At 67.0% G+C, this 20,537-nt stretch carries 20 protein-coding genes and 1 tRNA gene; 15 read left to right on the top strand and 6 right to left on the bottom strand.

Annotated elements, in window-relative coordinates; translation table 11 throughout:
• Positions 1 to 72: 72 nt before the first annotated feature.
• Genes CEX87_RS19240 through xerD form a run of 3 tightly spaced genes read left to right on the top strand, consistent with a single transcriptional unit; the run spans position 73 to position 3,426 of the window.
• Positions 73 to 1,836 (top strand): CTP synthase, encoded by a 1,764-nt coding sequence (locus CEX87_RS19240; protein ID WP_064419188.1) that lies wholly within the window; start codon positions 73 to 75, stop codon positions 1,834 to 1,836.
• Positions 1,829 to 2,449 (top strand): NUDIX domain-containing protein, encoded by a 621-nt coding sequence (locus tag CEX87_RS19235; RefSeq protein ID WP_094288686.1) that lies wholly within the window; start codon positions 1,829 to 1,831, stop codon positions 2,447 to 2,449. The genes CEX87_RS19240 and CEX87_RS19235 overlap by 8 nt, the downstream gene beginning before the upstream one ends.
• Positions 2,446 to 3,426 (top strand): site-specific tyrosine recombinase XerD, encoded by a 981-nt coding sequence (xerD, locus tag CEX87_RS19230; protein WP_094288684.1) that lies wholly within the window; start codon positions 2,446 to 2,448, stop codon positions 3,424 to 3,426. Before CEX87_RS19235 ends, xerD begins: the two co-directional genes overlap by 4 nt.
• Before the next feature lie 55 nt (positions 3,427 to 3,481).
• Here the strand turns inward: xerD and CEX87_RS19225 are convergent, their stop codons facing one another.
• Complete coding sequence (locus tag CEX87_RS19225) at positions 3,482 to 4,246, bottom strand: O-methyltransferase (protein WP_094288682.1); 765 nt, start codon at positions 4,244 to 4,246, stop codon at positions 3,482 to 3,484.
• A 214-nt stretch (positions 4,247 to 4,460) separates the two neighbouring features.
• Between CEX87_RS19225 and CEX87_RS19220 the strand changes: the two genes are divergently transcribed.
• The 9 genes from CEX87_RS19220 to CEX87_RS19175 all read left to right on the top strand — a co-directional run bounded on the left by CEX87_RS19220 (position 4,461) and on the right by CEX87_RS19175 (position 11,911).
• Positions 4,461 to 5,333, top strand: coding sequence for a ParA family protein (locus CEX87_RS19220; RefSeq protein WP_064396504.1), 873 nt, complete (start codon positions 4,461 to 4,463; stop codon positions 5,331 to 5,333).
• A complete protein-coding gene (locus CEX87_RS19215; RefSeq protein WP_416171920.1) occupies positions 5,330 to 6,178 on the top strand; it encodes a segregation/condensation protein A in 849 nt (282 codons plus the stop codon). Before CEX87_RS19220 ends, CEX87_RS19215 begins: the two co-directional genes overlap by 4 nt.
• The gene (scpB, locus tag CEX87_RS19210; protein ID WP_094288680.1) at positions 6,171 to 6,920 is read left to right on the top strand and encodes an SMC-Scp complex subunit ScpB; all 750 of its coding nucleotides are present in this window, start codon (positions 6,171 to 6,173) and stop codon (positions 6,918 to 6,920) included. The genes CEX87_RS19215 and scpB overlap by 8 nt, the downstream gene beginning before the upstream one ends.
• Positions 6,913 to 7,656, top strand: coding sequence for a pseudouridine synthase (locus CEX87_RS19205; protein WP_064427453.1), 744 nt, complete (start codon positions 6,913 to 6,915; stop codon positions 7,654 to 7,656). Before scpB ends, CEX87_RS19205 begins: the two co-directional genes overlap by 8 nt.
• Positions 7,653 to 8,336 carry a (d)CMP kinase gene (gene cmk / locus CEX87_RS19200; RefSeq protein ID WP_094288678.1) on the top strand — a complete coding sequence of 228 codons (684 nt, stop codon included), beginning with the start codon at positions 7,653 to 7,655 and terminating at the stop codon, positions 8,334 to 8,336. The genes CEX87_RS19205 and cmk overlap by 4 nt, the downstream gene beginning before the upstream one ends.
• Complete coding sequence (gene der, locus CEX87_RS19195) at positions 8,333 to 9,748, top strand: ribosome biogenesis GTPase Der (RefSeq protein WP_094288676.1); 1,416 nt, start codon at positions 8,333 to 8,335, stop codon at positions 9,746 to 9,748. The genes cmk and der overlap by 4 nt, the downstream gene beginning before the upstream one ends.
• 81 nt (positions 9,749 to 9,829) lie before the next feature.
• Positions 9,830 to 10,597: a sulfite exporter TauE/SafE family protein gene (locus tag CEX87_RS19190; protein ID WP_094288710.1), complete on the top strand. Its 768-nt coding sequence runs from the start codon at positions 9,830 to 9,832 to the stop codon at positions 10,595 to 10,597.
• A 225-nt stretch (positions 10,598 to 10,822) separates the two neighbouring features.
• On the top strand, positions 10,823 to 11,737 hold the full coding sequence (locus CEX87_RS19180) for a sulfite exporter TauE/SafE family protein (protein WP_064419180.1): 915 nt from the start codon (positions 10,823 to 10,825) through the stop codon (positions 11,735 to 11,737).
• A gap of 100 nt (positions 11,738 to 11,837) precedes the next feature.
• Positions 11,838 to 11,911, top strand: a tRNA-Pro gene (locus CEX87_RS19175).
• Positions 11,912 to 12,086: 175 nt separating this feature from the next.
• On the opposite strand, the gene CEX87_RS19170 is transcribed toward CEX87_RS19175, so the two are convergent.
• Entirely contained in the window at positions 12,087 to 12,773 is a 687-nt protein-coding gene (locus CEX87_RS19170; protein WP_064419179.1) for a sensor domain-containing protein, read from the bottom strand.
• Positions 12,774 to 13,031: 258 nt separating this feature from the next.
• Positions 13,032 to 13,334, bottom strand: a complete 303-nt coding sequence (locus CEX87_RS19165; protein WP_094288708.1) for a hypothetical protein — start codon at positions 13,332 to 13,334, stop codon at positions 13,032 to 13,034.
• Positions 13,335 to 13,577: 243 nt separating this feature from the next.
• Between CEX87_RS19165 and CEX87_RS19160 the strand changes: the two genes are divergently transcribed.
• Both CEX87_RS19160 and CEX87_RS19155 read left to right on the top strand, forming a co-directional pair.
• Entirely contained in the window at positions 13,578 to 13,898 is a 321-nt protein-coding gene (locus CEX87_RS19160) for a hypothetical protein (protein WP_064396488.1), read from the top strand.
• A gap of 141 nt (positions 13,899 to 14,039) precedes the next feature.
• Positions 14,040 to 15,329, top strand: coding sequence for an acyltransferase family protein (locus CEX87_RS19155; RefSeq protein WP_094288674.1), 1,290 nt, complete (start codon positions 14,040 to 14,042; stop codon positions 15,327 to 15,329).
• Here the strand turns inward: CEX87_RS19155 and CEX87_RS19150 are convergent.
• Positions 15,286 to 18,153 (bottom strand): MMPL/RND family transporter, encoded by a 2,868-nt coding sequence (locus CEX87_RS19150; protein ID WP_094288672.1) that lies wholly within the window; start codon positions 18,151 to 18,153, stop codon positions 15,286 to 15,288. The two genes, CEX87_RS19155 and CEX87_RS19150, sit on opposite strands and share 44 nt — an antisense overlap.
• 83 nt (positions 18,154 to 18,236) lie before the next feature.
• Positions 18,237 to 18,866: a cutinase family protein gene (locus CEX87_RS19145; protein WP_064396482.1), complete on the bottom strand. Its 630-nt coding sequence runs from the start codon at positions 18,864 to 18,866 to the stop codon at positions 18,237 to 18,239.
• Positions 18,867 to 19,083: 217 nt separating this feature from the next.
• On the opposite strand from CEX87_RS19145, the gene CEX87_RS19140 reads away from it, so the two are divergent.
• On the top strand, positions 19,084 to 20,067 hold the full coding sequence (locus CEX87_RS19140; protein ID WP_094288670.1) for a hypothetical protein: 984 nt from the start codon (positions 19,084 to 19,086) through the stop codon (positions 20,065 to 20,067).
• Positions 20,068 to 20,073: 6 nt separating this feature from the next.
• Here CEX87_RS19140 and CEX87_RS19135 read toward each other — a convergent pair whose 3' ends face one another.
• A complete protein-coding gene (locus CEX87_RS19135) occupies positions 20,074 to 20,526 on the bottom strand; it encodes a DUF5078 domain-containing protein (protein ID WP_416171919.1) in 453 nt (150 codons plus the stop codon).
• Positions 20,527 to 20,537: the final 11 nt, after the last annotated feature.

Below are 20,537 nucleotides of genomic sequence, written 5' to 3'. Positions count from 1 at the left end.
GTGGGTCGGCAGGCCCCAAACTAGGAATCAGCCTAGAGACGTAAGCCCTGCCCGTCGTCACGGAGGTCGTTCTTGCCAGCGTTACGCAAACATCCGCAAACGGCCACCAAGCACCTCTTCGTCACCGGTGGCGTCGTCTCTTCACTCGGCAAGGGACTCACCGCTTCGAGCCTCGGGCAGCTGCTGACCGCGCGCGGCCTGCAGGTGACGATGCAGAAGCTCGACCCGTACCTCAACGTCGACCCCGGCACCATGAACCCGTTCCAGCACGGTGAGGTTTTCGTCACCGAGGACGGCGCCGAGACCGACCTCGATGTGGGCCACTACGAGCGCTTCCTCGACCGGAACCTGACGGGGTCGGCGAACGTGACCACCGGACAGGTGTATTCGACGGTCATCGCGAAGGAACGGCGCGGTGAGTACCTCGGCGACACCGTGCAGGTGATCCCGCACATCACCGACGAGATCAAGGCGCGAATCCTGGAGATGGCCGCACCGGACGTCGACGGCCGGCGTCCCGATGTGGTGATCACCGAAATCGGCGGCACGGTCGGCGACATCGAGTCGCTGCCGTTCCTGGAAGCAGCGCGCCAGGTACGCCACGAGGTGGGCCGGGAGAACTGCTTCTTCCTGCACTGCTCGCTGGTGCCCTACATGGCGCCGTCGGGGGAACTGAAGACCAAGCCGACTCAGCATTCGGTGGCCGCGTTGCGCAGCATCGGCATCACCCCGGACGCGTTGATCCTGCGCTGCGACAGGGATGTCCCGGAACCTCTGAAAAACAAGATCGCGTTGATGTGCGACGTCGACATCGACGGAGTCATCTCCACCCCGGACGCCCCGTCGATCTACGACATCCCGAAGGTGCTGCACCGCGAGGAGCTCGACGCCTACGTCGTGCGCAGGCTGAACCTGCCGTTCCGCGACGTCGACTGGACACAATGGAACGACCTGCTTCAGCGGGTGCACGAACCGCATGAGACGGTGCGAATCGCGTTGGTGGGCAAGTACATCGACTTGTCGGATGCGTACCTGTCGGTGGCCGAGGCGTTGCGAGCGGGCGGGTTCGCGCACCGGGCCAAGGTGGAGATGCGCTGGGTGGCCTCCGACGACTGCGAGGTCGACGGCGACGCGGCCGCGGCGCTGGCCGACGTGCACGCGGTGCTGATACCCGGTGGCTTCGGCATCCGCGGCATCGAGGGCAAGATCGGTGCGATCCAGTACGCCCGCAAGCGGGGTCTGCCCGTGTTGGGGCTGTGCCTGGGGCTGCAGTGCATCGTGATCGAGGCAGCCCGGTCGGTCGGCATCACCGAGGCCAACTCCGCGGAGTTCGACCCGACCACCCCGCACCCGGTGATCTCCACCATGGCCGATCAACGCGACGCCGTCGCAGGTGAGGCCGATCTCGGCGGCACCATGCGGCTGGGCGCGTATCCGGCTGTGTTGGAACCGGATTCGATCGTGGCGCGAGCCTACGACGCCACGGAGGTGTCGGAGCGGCACCGTCACCGCTACGAGGTCAACAACCAGTACCGCGACCGCATCGCCGAGAGCGGCCTGCGGTTCTCGGGAACCTCTCCGGACGGCCACCTCGTCGAGTTCGTCGAGTATCCGCGCGACACGCACCGCTTCATCGTCGGCACCCAGGCGCATCCCGAGCTCAAGAGCAGGCCCACCCGGCCGCACCCATTGTTCGTCGCGTTCGTGGGGGCGGCCCTGGACTACAAGGCCGAGGAGCGCTTGCCCGGTATGGACATCCCCGAGCAGCGGTCCAACGGCGTCGACCACGGCGACGAGGTCGGGGCCCTGCTGCAAGAGCCCGCGACTCGTGGCTGACCACGGCTTCGAGACGGTCTCTTCTAAAACTCTCTACGTCGGAAACATCTTCGCGTTGCGCGCCGACGAGGTGCGCATGCCCGGCGGCCATACCGCCCGCCGCGAGGTCGTCGAGCACTACGGTGCCGTCGCGGTGCTGGCGATGGACGAGGACCGCAACATCGCGATGGTCTACCAGTACCGGCATCCGCTGGGGCGTCGCCTGTGGGAGTTGCCCGCCGGGCTGCTCGACCTCGGAGGCGAACCGCCGCACGTCACCGCCGCGCGAGAACTCGAGGAGGAGGCCGGGCTATCGGCCACCGATTGGCGCGTGCTGGTCGACCTCGACTCCGCGCCGGGCTTCAGCGACGAGAGCGTGCGGGTCTATCTGGCCACCGGGCTCACCGACGTCGGACGCCCCGAAGCCCGCGACGAGGAAGCCGACCTGACGCTGCGGTGGTATCCGCTCGACGAGGCGGTGCGCATGGTGCTGGCCGGTGAGATCGTCAATTCCATTGCCGTCAGCGGCATTTTGGCGGCCAACACCGTCACCGACCCGGACGCGCTGAGAAGCGTCGACGCACCGTGGACCGATCGGCCCACCGCGTTCGGTCGCCGTCAGGGGCACCCGTGACGACATCGTCTCCTCTTCGCGCAAGCGACTCATCGGCCTTCACATCCGCGCTCGAAGGTCAGGTCCAGGACTATCTCGACCACCTGACCATCGAACGCGGTGCGGCCGCCAACACATTGAGCTCCTACCGCCGCGATCTGCGTCGCTACATCGACCACCTGACCGCGCGCGGTATCGACGACCTCACCAAGGTCACCCAGACCGATGTCAGCGAGTTCCTGGTCGCGTTGCGCCGCGGGGACGCCGAGGCCGGAACCGCCCCGCTGTCGGCGGTGTCGGCGGCGCGAGCGCTGATCGCGGTGCGAGGCCTACACCGCTTCGCGACGGCCGAGGGGTTGACCGAACTGGACGTCGCCTCGGACGTCAAGCCGCCGACCCCGAGCAGGCGGCTGCCCAAGAGTCTGTCGCTCGACGAGGTGTTGGCACTCCTCGAGGCAGCGGGCGGCGACAGCGACGCCGACAGCCCTCTTACGCTGCGTAACCGCGCTCTGCTGGAACTGCTGTACTCGACCGGGGCGCGCATCTCGGAGGCGGTGGGGCTCGACATCGACGACGTCGACACCCATGCTCGTTCGGTGCTGCTGCGCGGTAAGGGCGGCAAGCACCGGCTGGTGCCGATCGGCAGGCCGGCGGTGACCGCACTCGACGTCTATTTCGTACGAGGGCGTCCCGACTTGGCGCGCCGCGGCCGGGGCACACCCGCGATCTTCCTGAACGCCCGCGGCGGGCGGCTGTCGCGGCAGAGTGCGTGGCAGGTGTTGCAGGACTCCGCCGAGCGCGCTGGAATCACCTCCGCGGTGTCGCCGCACGTGCTGCGGCACTCGTTCGCCACGCATCTGCTCGACGGCGGCGCCGACGTCCGTGTCGTGCAGGAGTTGCTCGGCCACGCCTCGGTGACCACGACGCAGATCTACACCATGGTCACGGTCAACGCGCTGCGCGAGGTCTGGGCCGGCGCCCACCCGCGGGCACGGTAGCCGAAACCGCCCTAAACAGGTTGATCGCCCGCACCAGCTGCGTGGAAGCCACCCGTCAAGGCTGTTGTCCGCCCAGATACTCGGACTCGAGAACCAGGTCGGCGAACAGCGACTGGTACTCCGCGTGCGTCTTGTGTTCCACGGTGTCGAACAACGTGCCCTGCTGCCGGCGCATGTATTCGCGATACTTCGGCGCTCCCGGGAGTTTCACGTTGTCGGCGACGACGAGGGAGCCGCGGTGCAGCCAGCCGCGGTCGAGGATGCTCTGCAGATCGGCCAGGTAGGCGGCCTTGTCGTGGTCGATGAACACCAAGTCGAGCTGGCCCGGGCAGAACCCGTGCTCGGAGGCCAGCGCGTCGAGCGTGCGACCGCCGTCGCCGATCGTGCCGACCACGCACGTGATGCGGTCGGCGACGCCCGCGTGCGCCCAGACGTCCCGGGCGATTTCGGCGTTGGCCTCGGCGAGTTCCACCGAGTAGATCCGCGCCGACGGTGCCGCCCTGGCCGGCCGCAGGGCACCGTATCCGCAGTAGGTGCCGAGCTCGAGCATCAGGCGAGGGTCGGCGCGGCGCACCGCGGCGTCGAGGATCGCGCCTTTCTGGTCGCCGACATTGATCAGAAAGGACTTCTCGTAGGCGAACCGGTCGATCGTCGCGAGGACGTCGTCGATGTCACCCTGGCGCGCGTTGGCCACCACGTAGTCGCGAAGCGCGGCCTCGCGCCCGTCACCGACCTGACCGGTGGTGGAGATGTTGCGCACGCCGAGCGCCAACCGCAGGAATGACCACCTCAGCAGCGGGATCCGTTGCCTCAAGCCCATGGCGTCAGCCTAGGACGCGACGCGGCTCAATCGGCTCCCAACTTGCCTGCGGGTCTGGCTGACCTGGCACGTTCCTGCCGTTAAACTTGCCCGGATGTCCGCCATGCCCGTGAACTGCCTGACCAGCGACGGTCAGGTGTGAGCACCGAAGGCGCGCGCGAGTGAGGATCGCAGCGAGGTACGAGCGAGGACCGGAACGAGCGGAAGCCGAGGCATGAGCGACGACGCAGGAGGCGGCAGAACGCCGGAAACCCTGGGCCTGACCGGCCGTCCACCGCGGGACATCCCCGAACCTCAGCCGAAGACGACGCACGGTCCTGCCAAGGTCATCGCGATGTGTAACCAGAAGGGCGGGGTCGGCAAGACCACGTCGACGATCAACCTCGGCGCCAGCCTGGCCGAGTACGGCCGCCGGGTGCTGCTCGTCGATCTGGACCCGCAGGGCGCCCTGTCGGCGGGCCTGGGGGTGCCGCACTACGAACTCGAGCACACGGTGCACAACCTGCTGGTGGAACCGCGGGTGTCGATCGACGATGTGCTGATCCACACCCGGGTCAAGAACCTCGACCTCGTGCCCAGCAACATCGACTTGTCGGCGGCAGAGATCCAGCTGGTGAACGAGGTGGGCCGCGAGCAGTCGCTGGCGCGTGCGCTGTACCCGGTGCTGGACCGCTACGACTACGTCCTGATCGACTGTCAGCCGTCGCTCGGCTTGCTCACCGTGAACGGCTTGGCGTGCAGCGACGGTGTGATCATCCCCACCGAGTGTGAGTTCTTCTCGCTGCGCGGCCTGGCTCTGCTCACCGACACGGTCGACAAGGTCCACGACCGGCTGAACCCGAAGCTGTCGATCAGCGGCATCCTGATCACCCGTTATGACCCGCGCACCGTAAACTCACGCGAAGTCATGGCCCGGGTTGTGGAGCGTTTCGGTGACCTCGTGTTCGACACCGTCATCACCCGCACGGTGCGCTTCCCCGAAACCAGCGTCGCCGGCGAACCGATCACCACATGGGCGCCGAAATCCGGTGGGGCGCAATCGTATCGATCTTTGGCTCGCGAGGTCATCCACCGGTTCGGCGCGTGAATGACCCGGTGACGGAGACCGAAGCCGCGACGACCCCGGATTCGGATGACGCTCCCCAGTCGGGTTTCCAGGTTCGGCTCAGCAATTTCGAGGGCCCGTTCGATCTGCTCTTGCAGCTGATCTTCGCCCACCGCCTCGACGTCACGGAGGTGGCGTTGCACCAGGTGACCGACGAGTTCATCGCCTATACCAAGGCGATCGGCCCCCAGCTCGAACTCGACGAGACCACCGCGTTCCTGGTGATCGCCGCGACGCTGCTCGATCTGAAGGCAGCGCGGCTGCTGCCGGCCGGGGAGGTGCACGACGAAGAGGACCTCGCCCTGCTCGAGGTGCGTGACCTGCTGTTCGCCCGCCTCCTGCAGTACCGCGCGTTCAAGCACGTCGCCGAGATGTTCGCCGAACTGGAAGCCGCCGCGCTGCGCAGCTACCCCCGCGCGGTGGCGCTGGAGGAGCGCTACTCCGAGCTGCTGCCCGAAGTGATGATCGGTGTGGACGCCGAGGCCTTCGCCCAAATCGCCGCGGCGGCGTTCACGCCGCGGCCGGTTCCGACGGTGAGCACCGAGCATCTGCACCATGCGGCGGTGTCGGTGCCCGAGCAGATCGGTAACCTGATGGCACTGCTGGAGAGCCGCGGGATCGGGCAGTGGGCGTCTTTCCGGGACCTGGTCGCCGACTGTGAAGTGCCGATCGAGATCGTCGGGCGGTTCCTGGCGCTGCTCGAGCTGTACCGGGCTCGGGCGGTAGCATTCGAACAACCTGAAGCGCTTGGTGTGCTGCAGATTTCGTGGACCGGCGAGCGGCCGACACACCAACACCTGGCGGTGGAAGAAGATCAGTATGGATAGCGAAGACCACGACAGCCTCGACGAGGTCGCGACGGACCTCGACCACGAGGACGTCGCGGCCGACGCCACCGATCTCGGGATCGACGTCGCCGAACCGCCCGAACTGGAAGACGGTGAACTCGGCGCGGTGCTCGAAGCGCTGCTGCTGGTGGTCGACACCCCGGCCCCCGTGGAGCAACTCGCGCTGGCCATCGAACAGCCGCCGTACCGCGTCGCGGCCAAGCTGCAGGCGATGGCCCAGGAGTACACCGCCCGCGACAGCGGTATCGACCTGCGCGAGGCCGGCGGCGGCTGGCGGATGTACACGCGCTCTCGCTACGCCCCGTACGTGGAACGGCTGCTCCTCGACGGGGCGCGCTCCAAGCTGACGCGCGCGGCGCTGGAGACGCTCGCCGTGGTGGCCTACCGGCAGCCGGTGACTCGCGCCCGGGTCAGCGCGGTGCGCGGCGTCAACGTCGACGCGGTGATGCGCACGCTGGTCGCCCGCGGCCTGATCACCGAGGCGGGCACCGATCCCGACACCGGCGCGGTGACGTTCGCCACCACCGAACTGTTCTTGGAGCGGCTGGGGCTGACATCGCTGGCCGACCTGCCCGACATCGCGCCGCTGCTGCCCGACGTCGACGTGATCGACGACCTCAGCGAAACCCTCGACGAGGACCCGCGTTTCATGAAACTCAGCGGCGCTCCGGCGCCCGAGAAGCCGCTGCCCTTCGACGTGGACACTGATGCTCATGGCTGAGCCTGAAGGCGTGCGGCTACAGAAAGTGTTGTCGCAGGCCGGAATTGCGTCGCGCCGGGTCGCCGAGAAGATGATAAGGGACGGTCGCGTCGAGGTCGACGACCGTGTCGTCACCGAATTGGGCACCCGTGTCGACCCCGAGGCTTCGGTGATCAGGGTCGACGGGGCGCGGGTGACGCTCGACGACACCCTGGTACACCTGGCGATCAACAAACCAAGGGGCATGCATTCGACGATGTCCGACGACCGGGGACGCCCGTGCATCGGTGACCTCGTCGAGCACCGGGTTCGGGGTAACAAGAAGCTGTTTCACGTCGGCAGGCTCGACGCCGACACCGAGGGGCTGATGCTGCTGACCAACGACGGGGAACTGGCCCATCGGCTGATGCACCCCTCGTTCGAAGTGCCCAAGACCTACCTGGCCACCGTGCTGGGCGCCGTGCCACGCGGTGTGGGCCGCGAACTGCGCAACGGCGTCGAACTCGACGACGGACCGGCGCGGGTCGACGATTTCGCCGTCGTCGACAAGGTGCCCGGCAAGACACTGGTGCGGGTCACCCTGCACGAGGGCCGCAAGCGGATCGTGCGTCGGATGCTCGCGGCGGTCGGCCATCCGGTGCAGGAGCTGGTGCGAACCGACATCGGCACCGTCGCGCTCGGTGATCAGCGCCCTGGCAGCATCCGGGTCCTGACGCAGAAGGAGCTCGGCGAGTTGTACAAGGCGGTCGGCCTGTGACGTCGCTGGTCATCGCCGTCGATGGTCCTGCGGGAACTGGGAAGTCAACGGTATCAAAGGGTTTGGCGCGCGCACTGAACGCACGCTATCTGGATACCGGCGCGATGTACCGGATCGTCACGCTGGCCGTGCTGCGTGCCGGTGTCGACCTCACCAACACCGAAGCTGTTGCGGCGACGGCCGCGAACGCCGAACTGGCGGTCGGCTACGACCCCGACGAAGACCGTTCTTACCTTGACGGAGAAGATGTTTCGACCGAGATTCGCGGCGACGCGGTGACCAAGGCGGTGTCGGCGGTCTCGGCGGTGCCCGCCGTGCGCACCCGGCTCGTCGACCTGCAGCGCAAGCTGGCCTCCGGTCAGGACAGCGTCGTCGTGGAGGGCCGCGACATCGGCACAGTGGTGCTGCCCGACGCCCACCTCAAGATTTTCTTGACCGCGTCGGCCGAAGAGCGTGCCCGCCGCCGCAACGACCAGAACAAAACCAGCGGTCTGGACGACGACTACGAGGCCGTGCTGGCCGACGTCAAGCGGCGCGACCACCTCGACTCCACGCGGGCGGTGTCGCCGCTGCGGCCCGCCGATGACGCCGTCGTGGTCGACACCAGCGCGATGACGCAGCCCGAGGTGATCGAGCATCTGAGAAACCTCGTGCGGGAGCGAGCGGGAGCGCAGCGATGAGCGAGGACGGAACCTGGGTCGACGAAAGCGATTGGGAGATCGCAGAAGACTCGGCAAGAGATATAGCCGAAGCCATCGAGGAGGCCGCGACGGCACCGCCCGTCGTCGCCGTCGTCGGGCGACCGAACGTCGGTAAGTCGACGTTGGTGAACCGAATCCTGGGCCGGCGCGAAGCCGTCGTGCAGGACGTACCGGGGGTGACGCGCGACCGGGTGTCCTATGACGCGTTGTGGTTGGGCCGCAGGTTCATTCTGCAGGACACGGGCGGTTGGGAACCCGACGCCAAGGGTCTGCAACAGCTGGTTGCCGAGCAGGCGTCGGTGGCGATGCGGACAGCCGACGCGATCATCTTCGTCGTCGACGCGGTGGTCGGCGCCACCACTGCCGACGAGGCGGCAGCGAAACTGCTGCAACGCTCCGGTAAGCCGGTGTTCCTGGCGGCCAACAAGGTTGACAGCGAGCGCGGGGAAGCCGACGCCGCCATGCTGTGGTCGTTGGGTCTGGGGGAGCCGCACGCGATCAGCGCGATGCACGGCCGAGGCGTGGCCGACCTGCTCGACACCGTGATCGACGCCCTGCCCGCGGTTTCGGAGATGTCGGGCGGCGGGGGCGGGCCACGCCGGGTCGCATTGGTGGGCAAGCCGAACGTGGGCAAGAGCTCGCTGCTGAACCGGCTGGCCGGTGATCAGCGCTCCGTCGTCCACGACGTCGCGGGCACCACCGTCGATCCGGTCGACTCGCTGATCGAGATGGACGGCAAGCTGTGGCGGTTCGTCGACACCGCGGGTCTTCGCCGCAAGGTCGGGCAGGCGAGCGGGCACGAGTTCTACGCGTCGGTGCGCACGCACGGCGCCATCGACGCGGCCGAGGTGGCGATCGTGCTGATCGACGCCTCGCAACCGCTGACCGAGCAGGACCAACGCGTGCTGTCGATGGTGATCGAGGCGGGCCGGGCGCTGGTGCTGGCGTTCAACAAATGGGATCTGGTCGACGAGGACCGGCGCTACCTGCTGGACCGCGAGATCGACCGCGAGCTCGTGCAGTTGCAGTGGGCGCCGCGGGTGAACATCTCGGCCAAGACGGGCCGCGCGGTGCAGAAACTGGTACCGGCCCTGGAGAAGTCGCTCGAGTCGTGGGACACCCGCATCTCCACGGGGCGGTTGAACACGTTCCTCAAGGAAGTGGTGGCGGCCCATCCGCCGCCGGTGCGCGGCGGTAAGCAACCGCGGATCCTGTTCGCCACACAGGCGACGGCTCGCCCGCCGACGTTCGTGTTGTTCACCTCGGGGTTTCTGGAGGCGGGTTATCGGCGGTTCCTGGAGCGGCGACTGCGCGAGATGTTCGGCTTCGAGGGCAGCCCGATCCGGATCAACGTGCGGATGCGCGAGAAGCGGGGACCCGGCTCTCGGTGATTTGTGGACGTCCAGCGACGTTAGGCGCCGCTGCCCCTCCCCAAACAGACGATTAGCCTTTCCCAAGTGCCCGTCGTCGACATGGTCCTCATCGCGCTGGCGGGTCTGGGAGCGGGCGCGATCAACACGCTCGTCGGCTCCGGCACCCTGATCACGTTTCCCACCCTGGTGGCGTTGGGCTATCCGCCGGTGACGTCGACGATGTCGAACGCCATCGGTTTGGTGGCCGGCGGGGTGTCGGGCACCTGGGGATACCGCCGCGAACTGCGGGGCCAGTGGCACCGGCTGCGGTGGCAGATCCCGGCCTCGTTTGTGGGTGCGGCGCTGGGCGCGTGGCTGCTGCTCAATCTGCCGGAGACGGTGTTCGAGCAGGTCGTGCCCGTGTTGCTGATCGCGGCTCTGGTGCTCGTGGTCGTCGGCCCACGGATCCAGTCGTATGCGCGGGCGCGGGCCGAAGCGGCCGGGCAGTCCGCCGAGCACGTGTCGCGGTTGCAGTTGGCCAGCGTCGTCTTCGCGACGTTCGCGGTCGGGGTCTACGGGGGCTACTTCACCGCCGCTCAGGGGATTCTTCTCATCGCGGCGATGGGCGCGCTGCTCCCCGAGGACATGCAGCGCATGAACGCCGCCAAGAACCTGCTGTCTTTGGTGGTCAACATCGTTGCCGCGGTGGCGTACACCTTGGTGGCGTTCGACCGGATCAGCTGGGTAGCGGCGGGCCTGATCGCGGCCGGTTCGTTGGTCGGCGGCTTCCTCGGGGCCCGCTACGGTCGCCGACTTTCGCCCAACGCGCTGAGGGCGGTGATCGTGGTGGCGGGAATCATCGGGCTGTATCGATTGCTGACCCTCTAGAGCAGTTCTGTATGGTTAGTCGAAGTTGACTGACCAGGAAGGGGAGCCGGGTGGCCGAACGCCGATTCCGCACCGCGCCGTCTGCCCTCTGCGCTCTCGAGCCGTTCTGGCCGTCACGTCGGATCATCGCCTTCGACGAGTGGTGTCGCGCGCGCATCTGATTTCGCGCCCACTGTCCGTCTGGTCGGCCCGCCGCGCTGACCACTTCTGAAAGCAGTCGAACCTGTGCGTTCGCTTCTGATATTCACGCTCGTCGGTGTCGGAGCGCAGCTGGTGGACGGCGCGCTGGGCATGGCGTTCGGCGTGACCGCCTCGACACTGCTGGTGCTCAGTGGCCTCGGAGCTGCCCAGGCGAGCGCCGCGGTGCACCTGGCCGAGGTCGGCACGACGCTGGCCTCGGGTCTGTCGCACTGGCGGTTCAAGAACCTCGACTGGTCGATCGTGCTGAAGCTGGGCCTGCCCGGTGCGATCGGGGCATTCGTAGGTGCGACCGTGCTGTCGTCGCTGTCGACCGAGCATGCCGCCCCGCTGATGGCGGGGATCCTGGTCGCGATCGGAATCTACGTGCTGTTGCGGTTCTCGCTGCGCAACCCTCCGGTGATGCGGCACGGTGAGACACCGCATACGGCGAGGTTCCTCAGCCCGCTGGGGTTGTTCGGTGGGTTCATCGACGCGTCCGGTGGCGGCGGCTGGGGCCCGGTGACGACGAGCACGTTGCTGTCGCGCGGTAAGACGCCGCCGCGCACGGTGATTGGCTCAGTCAGTGCCTCGGAGTTCCTGGTGGCGGCGTCGGCCTCGGTCGGTTTCGGTATCGGGTTGCGCGAGGAGTTCGTCGAGAACCTGCCGGTGGTGCTCGGACTGGCCGTGGGCGGCGTGGTCGCCGCCCCGTTCGCCGCGTGGCTGGTGAGCCGGATCCGGCCCGCGCTGTTGGGCACGGCCGTGGGCGGCGTCATCGTGTTGACCAACAGCCAGAAGCTCGTGCACTACTTCGGAATCGAATGGCCGTGGTCCTCGGCGGTGTACACGCTGATCGTAATCGGCTGGGCTGCTGCGCTTTACGTGGCGTGGCGGTATCGGCGCATCGTGGAGCCGGCGGCCACCGCGGCGGAGGTCGATGCGGTGCCCAGCGCCACTCGTTAGGCGTTCGAGCCCCGAGGTTCACGCGCCAGGTGGCGGTTGGGATTGCAGGCGGGGCCTGCGGTAGCATTTCGACCTGCTGCCGGCGATCCCGGCGGCGTCGCGGGCTGTGGCGCAGCTTGGTAGCGCACTACACTGGGGGTGTAGGGGTCGCAGGTTCAAATCCTGTCAGCCCGACGCAGGTCAAAGGCACTTTCCGAGGTTTCGGGAGGTGTCTTTTTCGATTCGTGGGCAAACCCTGTACACGAACCAGGGCGTGGGCAAAAGGGGTAAGAACAACCTGGTGATCTCCGGCTGGACGCGTTGCCGATCGCCGGAAGCGAAGCGGTCCGCCACCTGATCGGCAGACAGATCACCAGCGAGCGGCCACCTCCTCGGCGATCTGTTTGGCGATGCGCTGGGCCGAGTCGCCCGGGTTGGCGCTGCACGTGTTCACGTCGATGATGACGTTGTTCTCCAGTGCGACGGCGTGCCCGCAGGCCCAACCCGGCGCAGCGGCGTTCTGCAGAGTCGCGACGGTGCTCAGCACGTCGTCGGCGTGGGTGATCGGCCCGACCGTCCATTTCGTCCCACTCTGCAGGTGGGTGTACTCGTGGCAGGCTGGCCATTCCTGTGCGGAAGCATCGAGAAAAGCACTGGCCTTCTTCACGAGCGGATACAACACGACGGCCTGCTTCACGTAGTGCGCGAACTTATCACCGTCGTTGAGGCTCTGATCCCGCGAGGCTTGGAACCCGCTGTCGGCGTACACCGGCGCCTCCGCCGCCCCGTCGATGCCCAGGCACTCCTGCGGCTCCATCGTGGCGCTGTTGTCCGACATCGAGCTCTGAGCGCTCGTGACCGCCATGTTCGTCGCGCCCATTGCGGCGTTCAGCTCATCCGCCGTCAACAGCAGCTCGTCCAGTTCACGCTCCACGAGTGGGCGCGGAATCAGCGTGCGCGTGGGCGTGGTCGTGACCGCATTGCCGACCGAGCTGGCACACCCGGCGACCAGAAGACAAACCATCGCAGCACCGAATGCTGTCACTGGTTGGCGCATGTGTTCCTCCCCATGGCAGCCGTCTCCAACCCATCAGCGCAGCAGTGTCCCCTGCATCGCGGCGCGTGGAGCAATCGTGCAACAGGGAAGCCGTCGACCGTACGAAGTACCGCGGTGTTTCTGATAACGATGGGCGCTGCTTCTGATAACGATTGATGCGTCGCGCAGCGCTGCGACCCAGCTGGAAACCGACAACGGGCGAGGCGGATGCGCCGGCAGCGTTGTGCGAGAGAGGGATTCAGTCGCCGCTGAGCAACCTCAGTCCGACTTCTTGTCGTCCTCGTCCTCGTCGTCGTCGTCCTCGTCCTCGTCGTCCTGGTCGTCGTCCTTGTCGTCCTCGTCGGAGTCGTCGTCGTCCTCGTCAGCGTCGTCCTCATCGCGGGACCGAGGGGAGTCGTCGAGCTTGTCTGCAAATTTCGTCAGCGCCCGTGCGAGCTGGCGCGCTTCATGCGGCTCAACTGAGTCCCCGAACAACAACTCGCCATCATCATTGGTGCGTTCGAGGTAAACCCTGTTCTCCTTAGCCGCGACGTTCCACTGGCCGGACTCGGGCTCTGCCATCGTTGTCGCCTTTCGCAGGTGGCTTTTGGCCTCGTATACCCACCCAGATTCGCTGTCACGCAACAAACGACGCGTCGTCACGCATTGCTTTCAAACGCAAGCTGTCGACCGTGGGCCCTTACCGCGCGGATAGAAAAACCTCCCCCCACGCGAACGGATTCTGGCTTCGCGGCGATTACGGAGCCCCTCGTCGACTCGCAATCATTTCTCCAACACCCCGCACCACCCCGAGAGGACAACGACATGACCACCACCCACGCTCGCCGGACCCGACTCCAGTACGCCGCCACGCTCATCGGCGCCCTGGCCGTCTTCGTCTTCGCCCCGGCGACCGCATATGCCGTCGACAACGAACCCACACCCGGCGGCGGTGGATGCACCTACACCGACGCGGACGGCTACGACATCCCGATCGACGACGGGCAGGACGTCTTCGTCGACGGCAAGCTCGTCTCCTGCCGCGGCGGCAAGATCGTCATCACCACTGCACCCCAGCGCAATCCGGCCAGCGTGCGCCCGGCGCTGCCGGCCGGCAAGCTCCCGGTGCTCACCCGGCTGCCCTGACCCCTCCCAACAATCGGCCCGTCACCTCACGGTGGCGGGCCGATTCAATGCGAGACGGGCGAGGACGCACCGTGTTCGACACGGCTGCGTCACGTAGTACTACTCAAGCGGCGCCGCGGCCCGCCGGGGCATGCTGAACTCGTGACGCTCACCAAGCCTCTGTCCGGCGCCGACGAACTGGCCGCCGACACCCCGCCGACCCGCGACCGCGCCGTCGACGTTGCCCGCCTAGCCGCGCTCATCGTGGTCATGTTCGGCCACTGCGCGCTGCTGCTGGCGACCATCGACTCCGGCGGCGTCCGCATCGGCAACATCCTCGGAGAGATTCCGGCACTCACCCCGGTGACGTGGATCGTGCAGGTCATGCCTCTGTTCTTCCTCGCCGGAGGCGCCGCGGGGGCATACGGCTGGCATGCAGGCAAGTGGTGGGGCACGTGGCTGGTCGCGCGTGCGCAGCGATTGTGCCGCCCTGTCTTCTGGTATCTCGCGGCCTGGACGGTCGGACTGCTCGCCGTGCGACTCACCCTCGGCCCGGATTCCGCCGCAGACCTCGGTCGCGAGTCCGTCGCGCTGCTGTGGTTCCTGGGCGTGTACCTGGTCGTGCTCGCCTTCGTCCCCGCTCTGACCCGACTGTCGACGGGCCGCCAGCTCGCGGTATTGCTGGCCGGTCTGCTGGCAGCGGCCACGGCCGTCGACAGCATCCGGCTCTCGGTCGGTGCTCCGATGGCCGGAGTCGCGAACTTCGTCATCGTCTGGCTCATCCCGGTCGCGCTGGGCGTCGGGTACGCGCGACGGTTGATCAACCCGCGCGTCGCGCTCGTCGTGGGCGCCGGTGCGCTCGTCGCGCAGACAGTGCTGGCGATGGTCGGGCCCTACGAGGTGTCGCTCGTCGTCACCGGAACCGAGCACCTGTCGAACGTCTCGCCGCCCACCCTGCTTCTCGCGTTGCACTGCACCTGGGTGTCCGCCGCGTTCATCGCCTGCGCAGGGGCGATCCAGCGGTGGGCTCAGCGCCCGCGGGTCTGGTACGTCGTCGCGGTCGGCAACGGGGGAGCGATGACGCTGTACCTGTGGCACATCGTGGCGATCGCCATCGCCGCATTCTCACTGCACGCAATCGGACTCGATGCCTATGACGTTGACGCACCGTACTTTTGGGCACTGCTCGCACTTCGCGCCGCCGTGTTCGCCGTCGTCATGTTCGCCCTGTTCCGACTGCTCTCGCCGCTCGAGCATCGCCGCCTGCCGTGGTGGGACGCACCAGTGGGCGCCACCGGGGCACGGTCAGTCGCGGCCGGTGTGCTGATCGTGCTCGCGGGCGTGGCGATGGTGCTGCTGGCCAAGAACGGGCTGACAGGAACCTTCGGCTGGACGATGCTGGGTTGCTTTACGGCGTCGGCTGTTTCGGCGCGGGCCATGGCACGGGCCTAGGCTTTGCCCTCACCCGCTGCGGCCACCAGAACCACCGGCCGAGCAGCGCAGCGATCGACGGCGTCATGAACGCGCGGATCACCAATGTGTCGAAGAGCAGACCCATGCCGATCGTGGTGCCCATCTGCGCCACCACTGTCAATTCGCTGACCACCATCGACATCATCGTGAACGCGAACACCAGGCCCGCCGCGGTCACCACCGATCCGCTGCCACCCATGGCCCGGATGATCGCGGTGTTGACCCCCGCCGGCAGTTCCTCCTTCAACCTGGCCACCAGAAGCAGGTTGTAGTCGGCGCCCACGGCCAACAGGATGATCACCGCCATCGCCATGACCATGAACTGCAGCTCGATGCCCAGAATGTGCTGCCACACCAGAATCGACAGACCGAAGGACGCCCCGAGCGACAACACGACCGTGCCCACGATCACCGCCGCGGCGATGACGCTGCGCGTGATGATCAACATGATGGTGAAGATCAGCGCCAGCGCAAGGATGCCCGCGATCATCAGGTCGTAGTTGTTGCCCTCCTGCATGTCCTTGAACGCTGCGGCAGTACCGCCGACGTAGATCTTGGCCCCTTCGAACGGCGTGCCCTTGATCGCCTCTTTCGCAGCCTGCTTGATCGCGTCGATGCGATCGATGCCGTCGGCGCTGAGCGGATCGCCCTCGTGCTGGACGATCATTCGCACGGCACGACCGTTGGGAGAGATGAAGTTCTCCATGCCGCGCCTGAATTCCTCGTTGTCGAAGATCTCGGGCGGCAGGTAGAACGTGTCGTCGTTCCACGAGTCGTTGAAGGCATCGCCCATCGCCGACTGGTTTTCGCTCATGGCGGCCTGCTGATCCTGCAGGCCTCCTTGAGAAGCGTGCATCGTCAGCATCATGGTCCGCATGGTGCGCATCGACTCGATCTGCTCGGGCATCAGCGCCAGCAGCTGCGGCATCAGCGCATCGAGTCGCTCCAGATCCGGAATCAGGTCCTGGACGTTGTCGGTCAGCTTGTTCGTGCCGTCGATGGTGTCGAAGATCGACCGTACCGTCCAGCAGACCGGGATGTTGAAACAGTGCGGTTCCCAGTAGAAGTAATTGCGGATCGGACGCATGAAGTCGTCGAGATTGGCGATGTGATCCCGCAATTCGGCGGTGTCGGCGACCATGGTCTTGGTCTTCTGCACCATGCTGTGCGTGGTCGCGTTCATCTCACCCATCAACGCCATCATCCGCGTCATGGTGTCGATGTTCTTCTGCATCTCGTCGGCCTGCACCAGCATGTCGGCCATCCGGTCCTGGGTGTACTTGCGGTTCAAGTCCTGGCCGACGCCGCCGAGGCTCATTTGCGCTGGGATGGTGCTGAATTCGATGGGTTTGCCGTTGGGGCGGGTGATGGTCTGGACCCGCGAGATGCCCGGCACCCGAAAGACCGCCTTGGCGATCTTGTCGATCACCAGGAAGTCCGCCGAGTTGCGTAGGTCATGATCGGTCTCGATCAGCAGCAACTCGGGGTTCATGGTGGCGGGGGAGAAGTGCCGTTCGGCAGCGGCGAAGCCCTGGTTTGCGGGCAGATCGGCGGGCAGATACAGACGGTCGTTGTAATTGGGCTGGTACCCGGGCAACGTCAACAAGCCGACCAACGACAACGCGACGGTCGCGAGCAACACCGGCCCGGGCCAGCGGACGATCGCGGCGCCGATCTTGCGCCAACCACGGATGCGCATGGCGCGCTTGGGTTCCAGCAGGCCGGAACGGGTCGCGATCGTGATTATCGCCGGGCCGAGCGTCAGCGCGACGAACACCGCCGTGGTCATACCCACCGCCAGCGGGACACCCAGCGACTGGAAGTACGGCAGCCGGGTGAACGACAGGCAGAAGGTGGCGCCGGCGATCGTCATACCCGAGCCCAACACCACATGGGCGGTGCCGCGGAACATGGTGTGGAACGCCGACTCTCGGTCCTGACCCAGCGTGCGAGCCTCCTGGTACCGCCCGATGAGGAAGATCGCGTAGTCGGTGGACGCCGCGATCGCGAGCGTCACAAGTAGGTTCGTCGCGAACGTCGACAGCCCGATCAGGTCGTGGTACCCGAGGAATGCCACCACTCCGCGCGTGGCCGCCAGCGCCAGGAAGACCATCACCAGTGTGATGAGCATGGTGCCGATCGACCGGTAGACCAGCAACAGCATCGTGATGATCACGGCGAACGTGGCGTACTCGATGATGCGAATGCTGCGGTCGCTGGCGATCTGCTGGTCGGCGACGAGGGCGGACCCGCCGGTGACGAAGACCTTCACCCCCGGTGGAGGCGGGATGCTGTCGACGATGCTCTTGACGGCTTCCACGGACTCGTTGGACAGCGCCTCGCCCATGTTGCCGGCCAGATAGGCCTGGACGTAGACGGCCTTGCCGTCGGCGCTCACGGCCGCGGCCTCTGTCAGCGGGTCGCCCCAGAAGTCCTGGATGTGCTCGACGTGCTTGTTGTCGGCTTCGAGCCTGTCGACGAGTTCGTCGTAGTAGCGCCGCGCGTCGTCGCCCAACGGCTGCTCGCCCTCGAGGACGATCATCGCCGAGCTGTCGGATTTGAATTCTTCGAAGACCTGGCCGACGCGCTGCATCGCGATCACCGACGGAGCCTCCGACGGGCTCATCGACACCGAGCGCATCTGGCCGACGACCTCGAGCTGCGGCACGGTCACGTTGAGCAATGCGATCAGCGCGATCCACCCGACGATGATGGGTAGGGCGAGCCGCCGGATCCACTTGGCCAGCGCAGACCGTTCGGAATGCGCGGCGTGTTCGGTTGAAGGCGCGGTGGGAGCGCTCACCAGGAATTCACCTCGGCGGAGCTCCTCCCTAGGGGTGTTAGGACCGCCTTAGTTCCTACCAGATGTGGGCCTTGAAACGGTAGTCAGATCCGCCCTGCAGCGAACTCTGCAGCTTGGTTAACCAATCCGGCCTGGACATAGGCGACGTGTGCGCCCATGTCGCGTCCGCCCTCGAAGCAGATCGGGTCGTTCGGGACACACAGGTCGATCGTCTTGGCCGCGTAGTCGGACCCCACCGACGGCAGCGGCCCGGGCGACAGCCGATCGGCAAAGCTGCTGCGCGGACCGCCGAACAGGGCGACCGCGGCGACGTGCGGAACGACCGTCGGCGCCATCTCGGCGGTGGCGACGTCCATCACCGCTGCACCCTGGGAGTAGCCACCGAGCACCATCCTGGTGGCGGGGCAGCCCGCGGCCATCGATTGCACGTGGGCACGGGTGTCCTCGGCGCCTGCACGGGTGCTCACCGCAAAGTCGCGACTGGCGGGATAGTCGACGGCGTAGACACCCACCGACCGGTCACCCAACCGCGACCGCACCGAGTCGACGAAGGCCTGTCCGATTCCGCCCACTCCCGGCGGCTCGGTGGTTCCGCGCGCGAAGACGATTTCGACCTCCGGGCACGGGGCCGCCTGGGCAGCGGGGACACCGATCAGTGCGGACAGTGTGATCGCGACGGGCAGGAGGACCGCGCGGCCGGCGAATGTGCTCATACGGGTATTTCGCCGCGCGGGACCAAGACGTGACATCACACCGCACGCCGTCAACGAGACGTCAACGGAGCGAACGACGAGCAAAACGGACCGATGACGGGTCGCTAGGCGCCCGCACAGCTTTCAAGATGCCGAGCACGGCGAAGCAAATTATGCTCGCTTCGCTGATCTTGACCGCGCAGTGCGTCGGCGGAATCCGGCCGGGAAGCGAGGCGACGTGGACACGGTGCTCGGCCTGTCGATGACATCGACCGGTATCGCGTGGGTGCTGCTCGAAGGCGAGGGCGCCGACGCGAAGACGGTGGATCACGACCACTTCACCGTCGTCGCCGACGTCTCCACCGACGGCGACATCTCCACCCACGAAGCAGCGGTGCGGGGCGCGCGGGCGATCGCGTCCGTGACCGGCCATCGGATCGACACGGTCTGCATGACGTGGAGCGCCGATGTCGACGCGAAGGCCGAACTGCTCCGGAACTCGCTGTCCGACATGGGGTTTGCGAAGGTGGCGACGGTACGGATGGCGGACGCCGCTCGAACGTGGGCCCGCATGCTCGAGTCCGGTGAATTCGACGACGTCCAGGTTGCGCTGGCCTGCGGCGCCGCACTGTCCAGACCGGTACTCAGTGCTGCCGCGCCGTCCACACCGGTAGGGAAGTCGACGCGGCTGCGCTCCCGGCGTCGGTTGAGTCCGCACGGCCGGGCCGCGCTGGTCCTCGCGGCGGGCGTGATCGGCCTGTTCGCCTTCGGTCCGGAACTCGCCCGCTGGGATTCGCCGGACGCCAGGGGCGACCGTTCGGCCGAGACCGCGCCGATGACTCCGGCGGCCGCGGTGTCGGGCGCCGGCCCGTCGATCAGCGTCCATGCCGTGCCGTCGGCGGCCGTCGTCCCGATCGTGGTGAAACAGGTGATTCCGCGACCGGTACCGGCACCGGCCACGGTCGCGTCACCTGAAGCGGTATCCGACGTCGCCACCGACACCGCCGTCGCTCCGGAGGCCGCCGCGCAACCGGCCACGGAAACGGCGGCGCCGGTGGCCGACCTACTTCAGGAATCGACCGCGATAGTCGTGGCGCAAACAGCTCCAGCGGCGACAAGCCCGGCGCCCACCGCGCAAACCGCTACGGCGCCGCCGGCGTTCGTGCCGCCGCCGGATCCGATTCAGGCGGCGTTGAGCCCGCTGTTCGGCGGGTTGCCCTGACCCGCGCTACGGCGCAGTGGTCCAGTTCCAGATCTCGGGCTGGCTCGGCGGGTAGTTCATGCACACGTCGGTCGCGTGCGCGACGACACCCTTGTTGTTGAAGAACAACTTGGCCCAGTTGCCCCACCGGGTGGCCATCTGCTCGTAGAACACGTTGGTGGCGGTGTTCTCCGCGTACTGCCGGCGACCCGCGTAGTCCAGCGAGAAGAACCAGTAGATCCGGTCGCGGGCGCCCTTCTGCACGTCCGCGGGCCGGTTCCGGTAGTCGATCATGTAGCGCTCGAAGTAGAACGGGTCCTCGTCGCGAACGGCGGCCATGTACTGGTCGACCGTGCAGGTGGTCCTCATGATCCGGTTCGGGATCGGGTAGTCGTCGGTGGCGTCGGCGGCTGCGGTGGCCGGGAAGATCATCGCCGCGCAGCCGAAGGATGCCAGCGCAATGGTGGCTTTACGAAACACTTTCGGACTCC

The organism is Mycobacterium lehmannii, from assembly GCF_002245535.1.
GTDB classification, from domain to species: domain Bacteria; phylum Actinomycetota; class Actinomycetes; order Mycobacteriales; family Mycobacteriaceae; genus Mycobacterium; species Mycobacterium lehmannii.
Note: the sequence above shows the minus strand (reverse complement) of the source record. Positions and strands in the feature narration are given on the sequence as shown.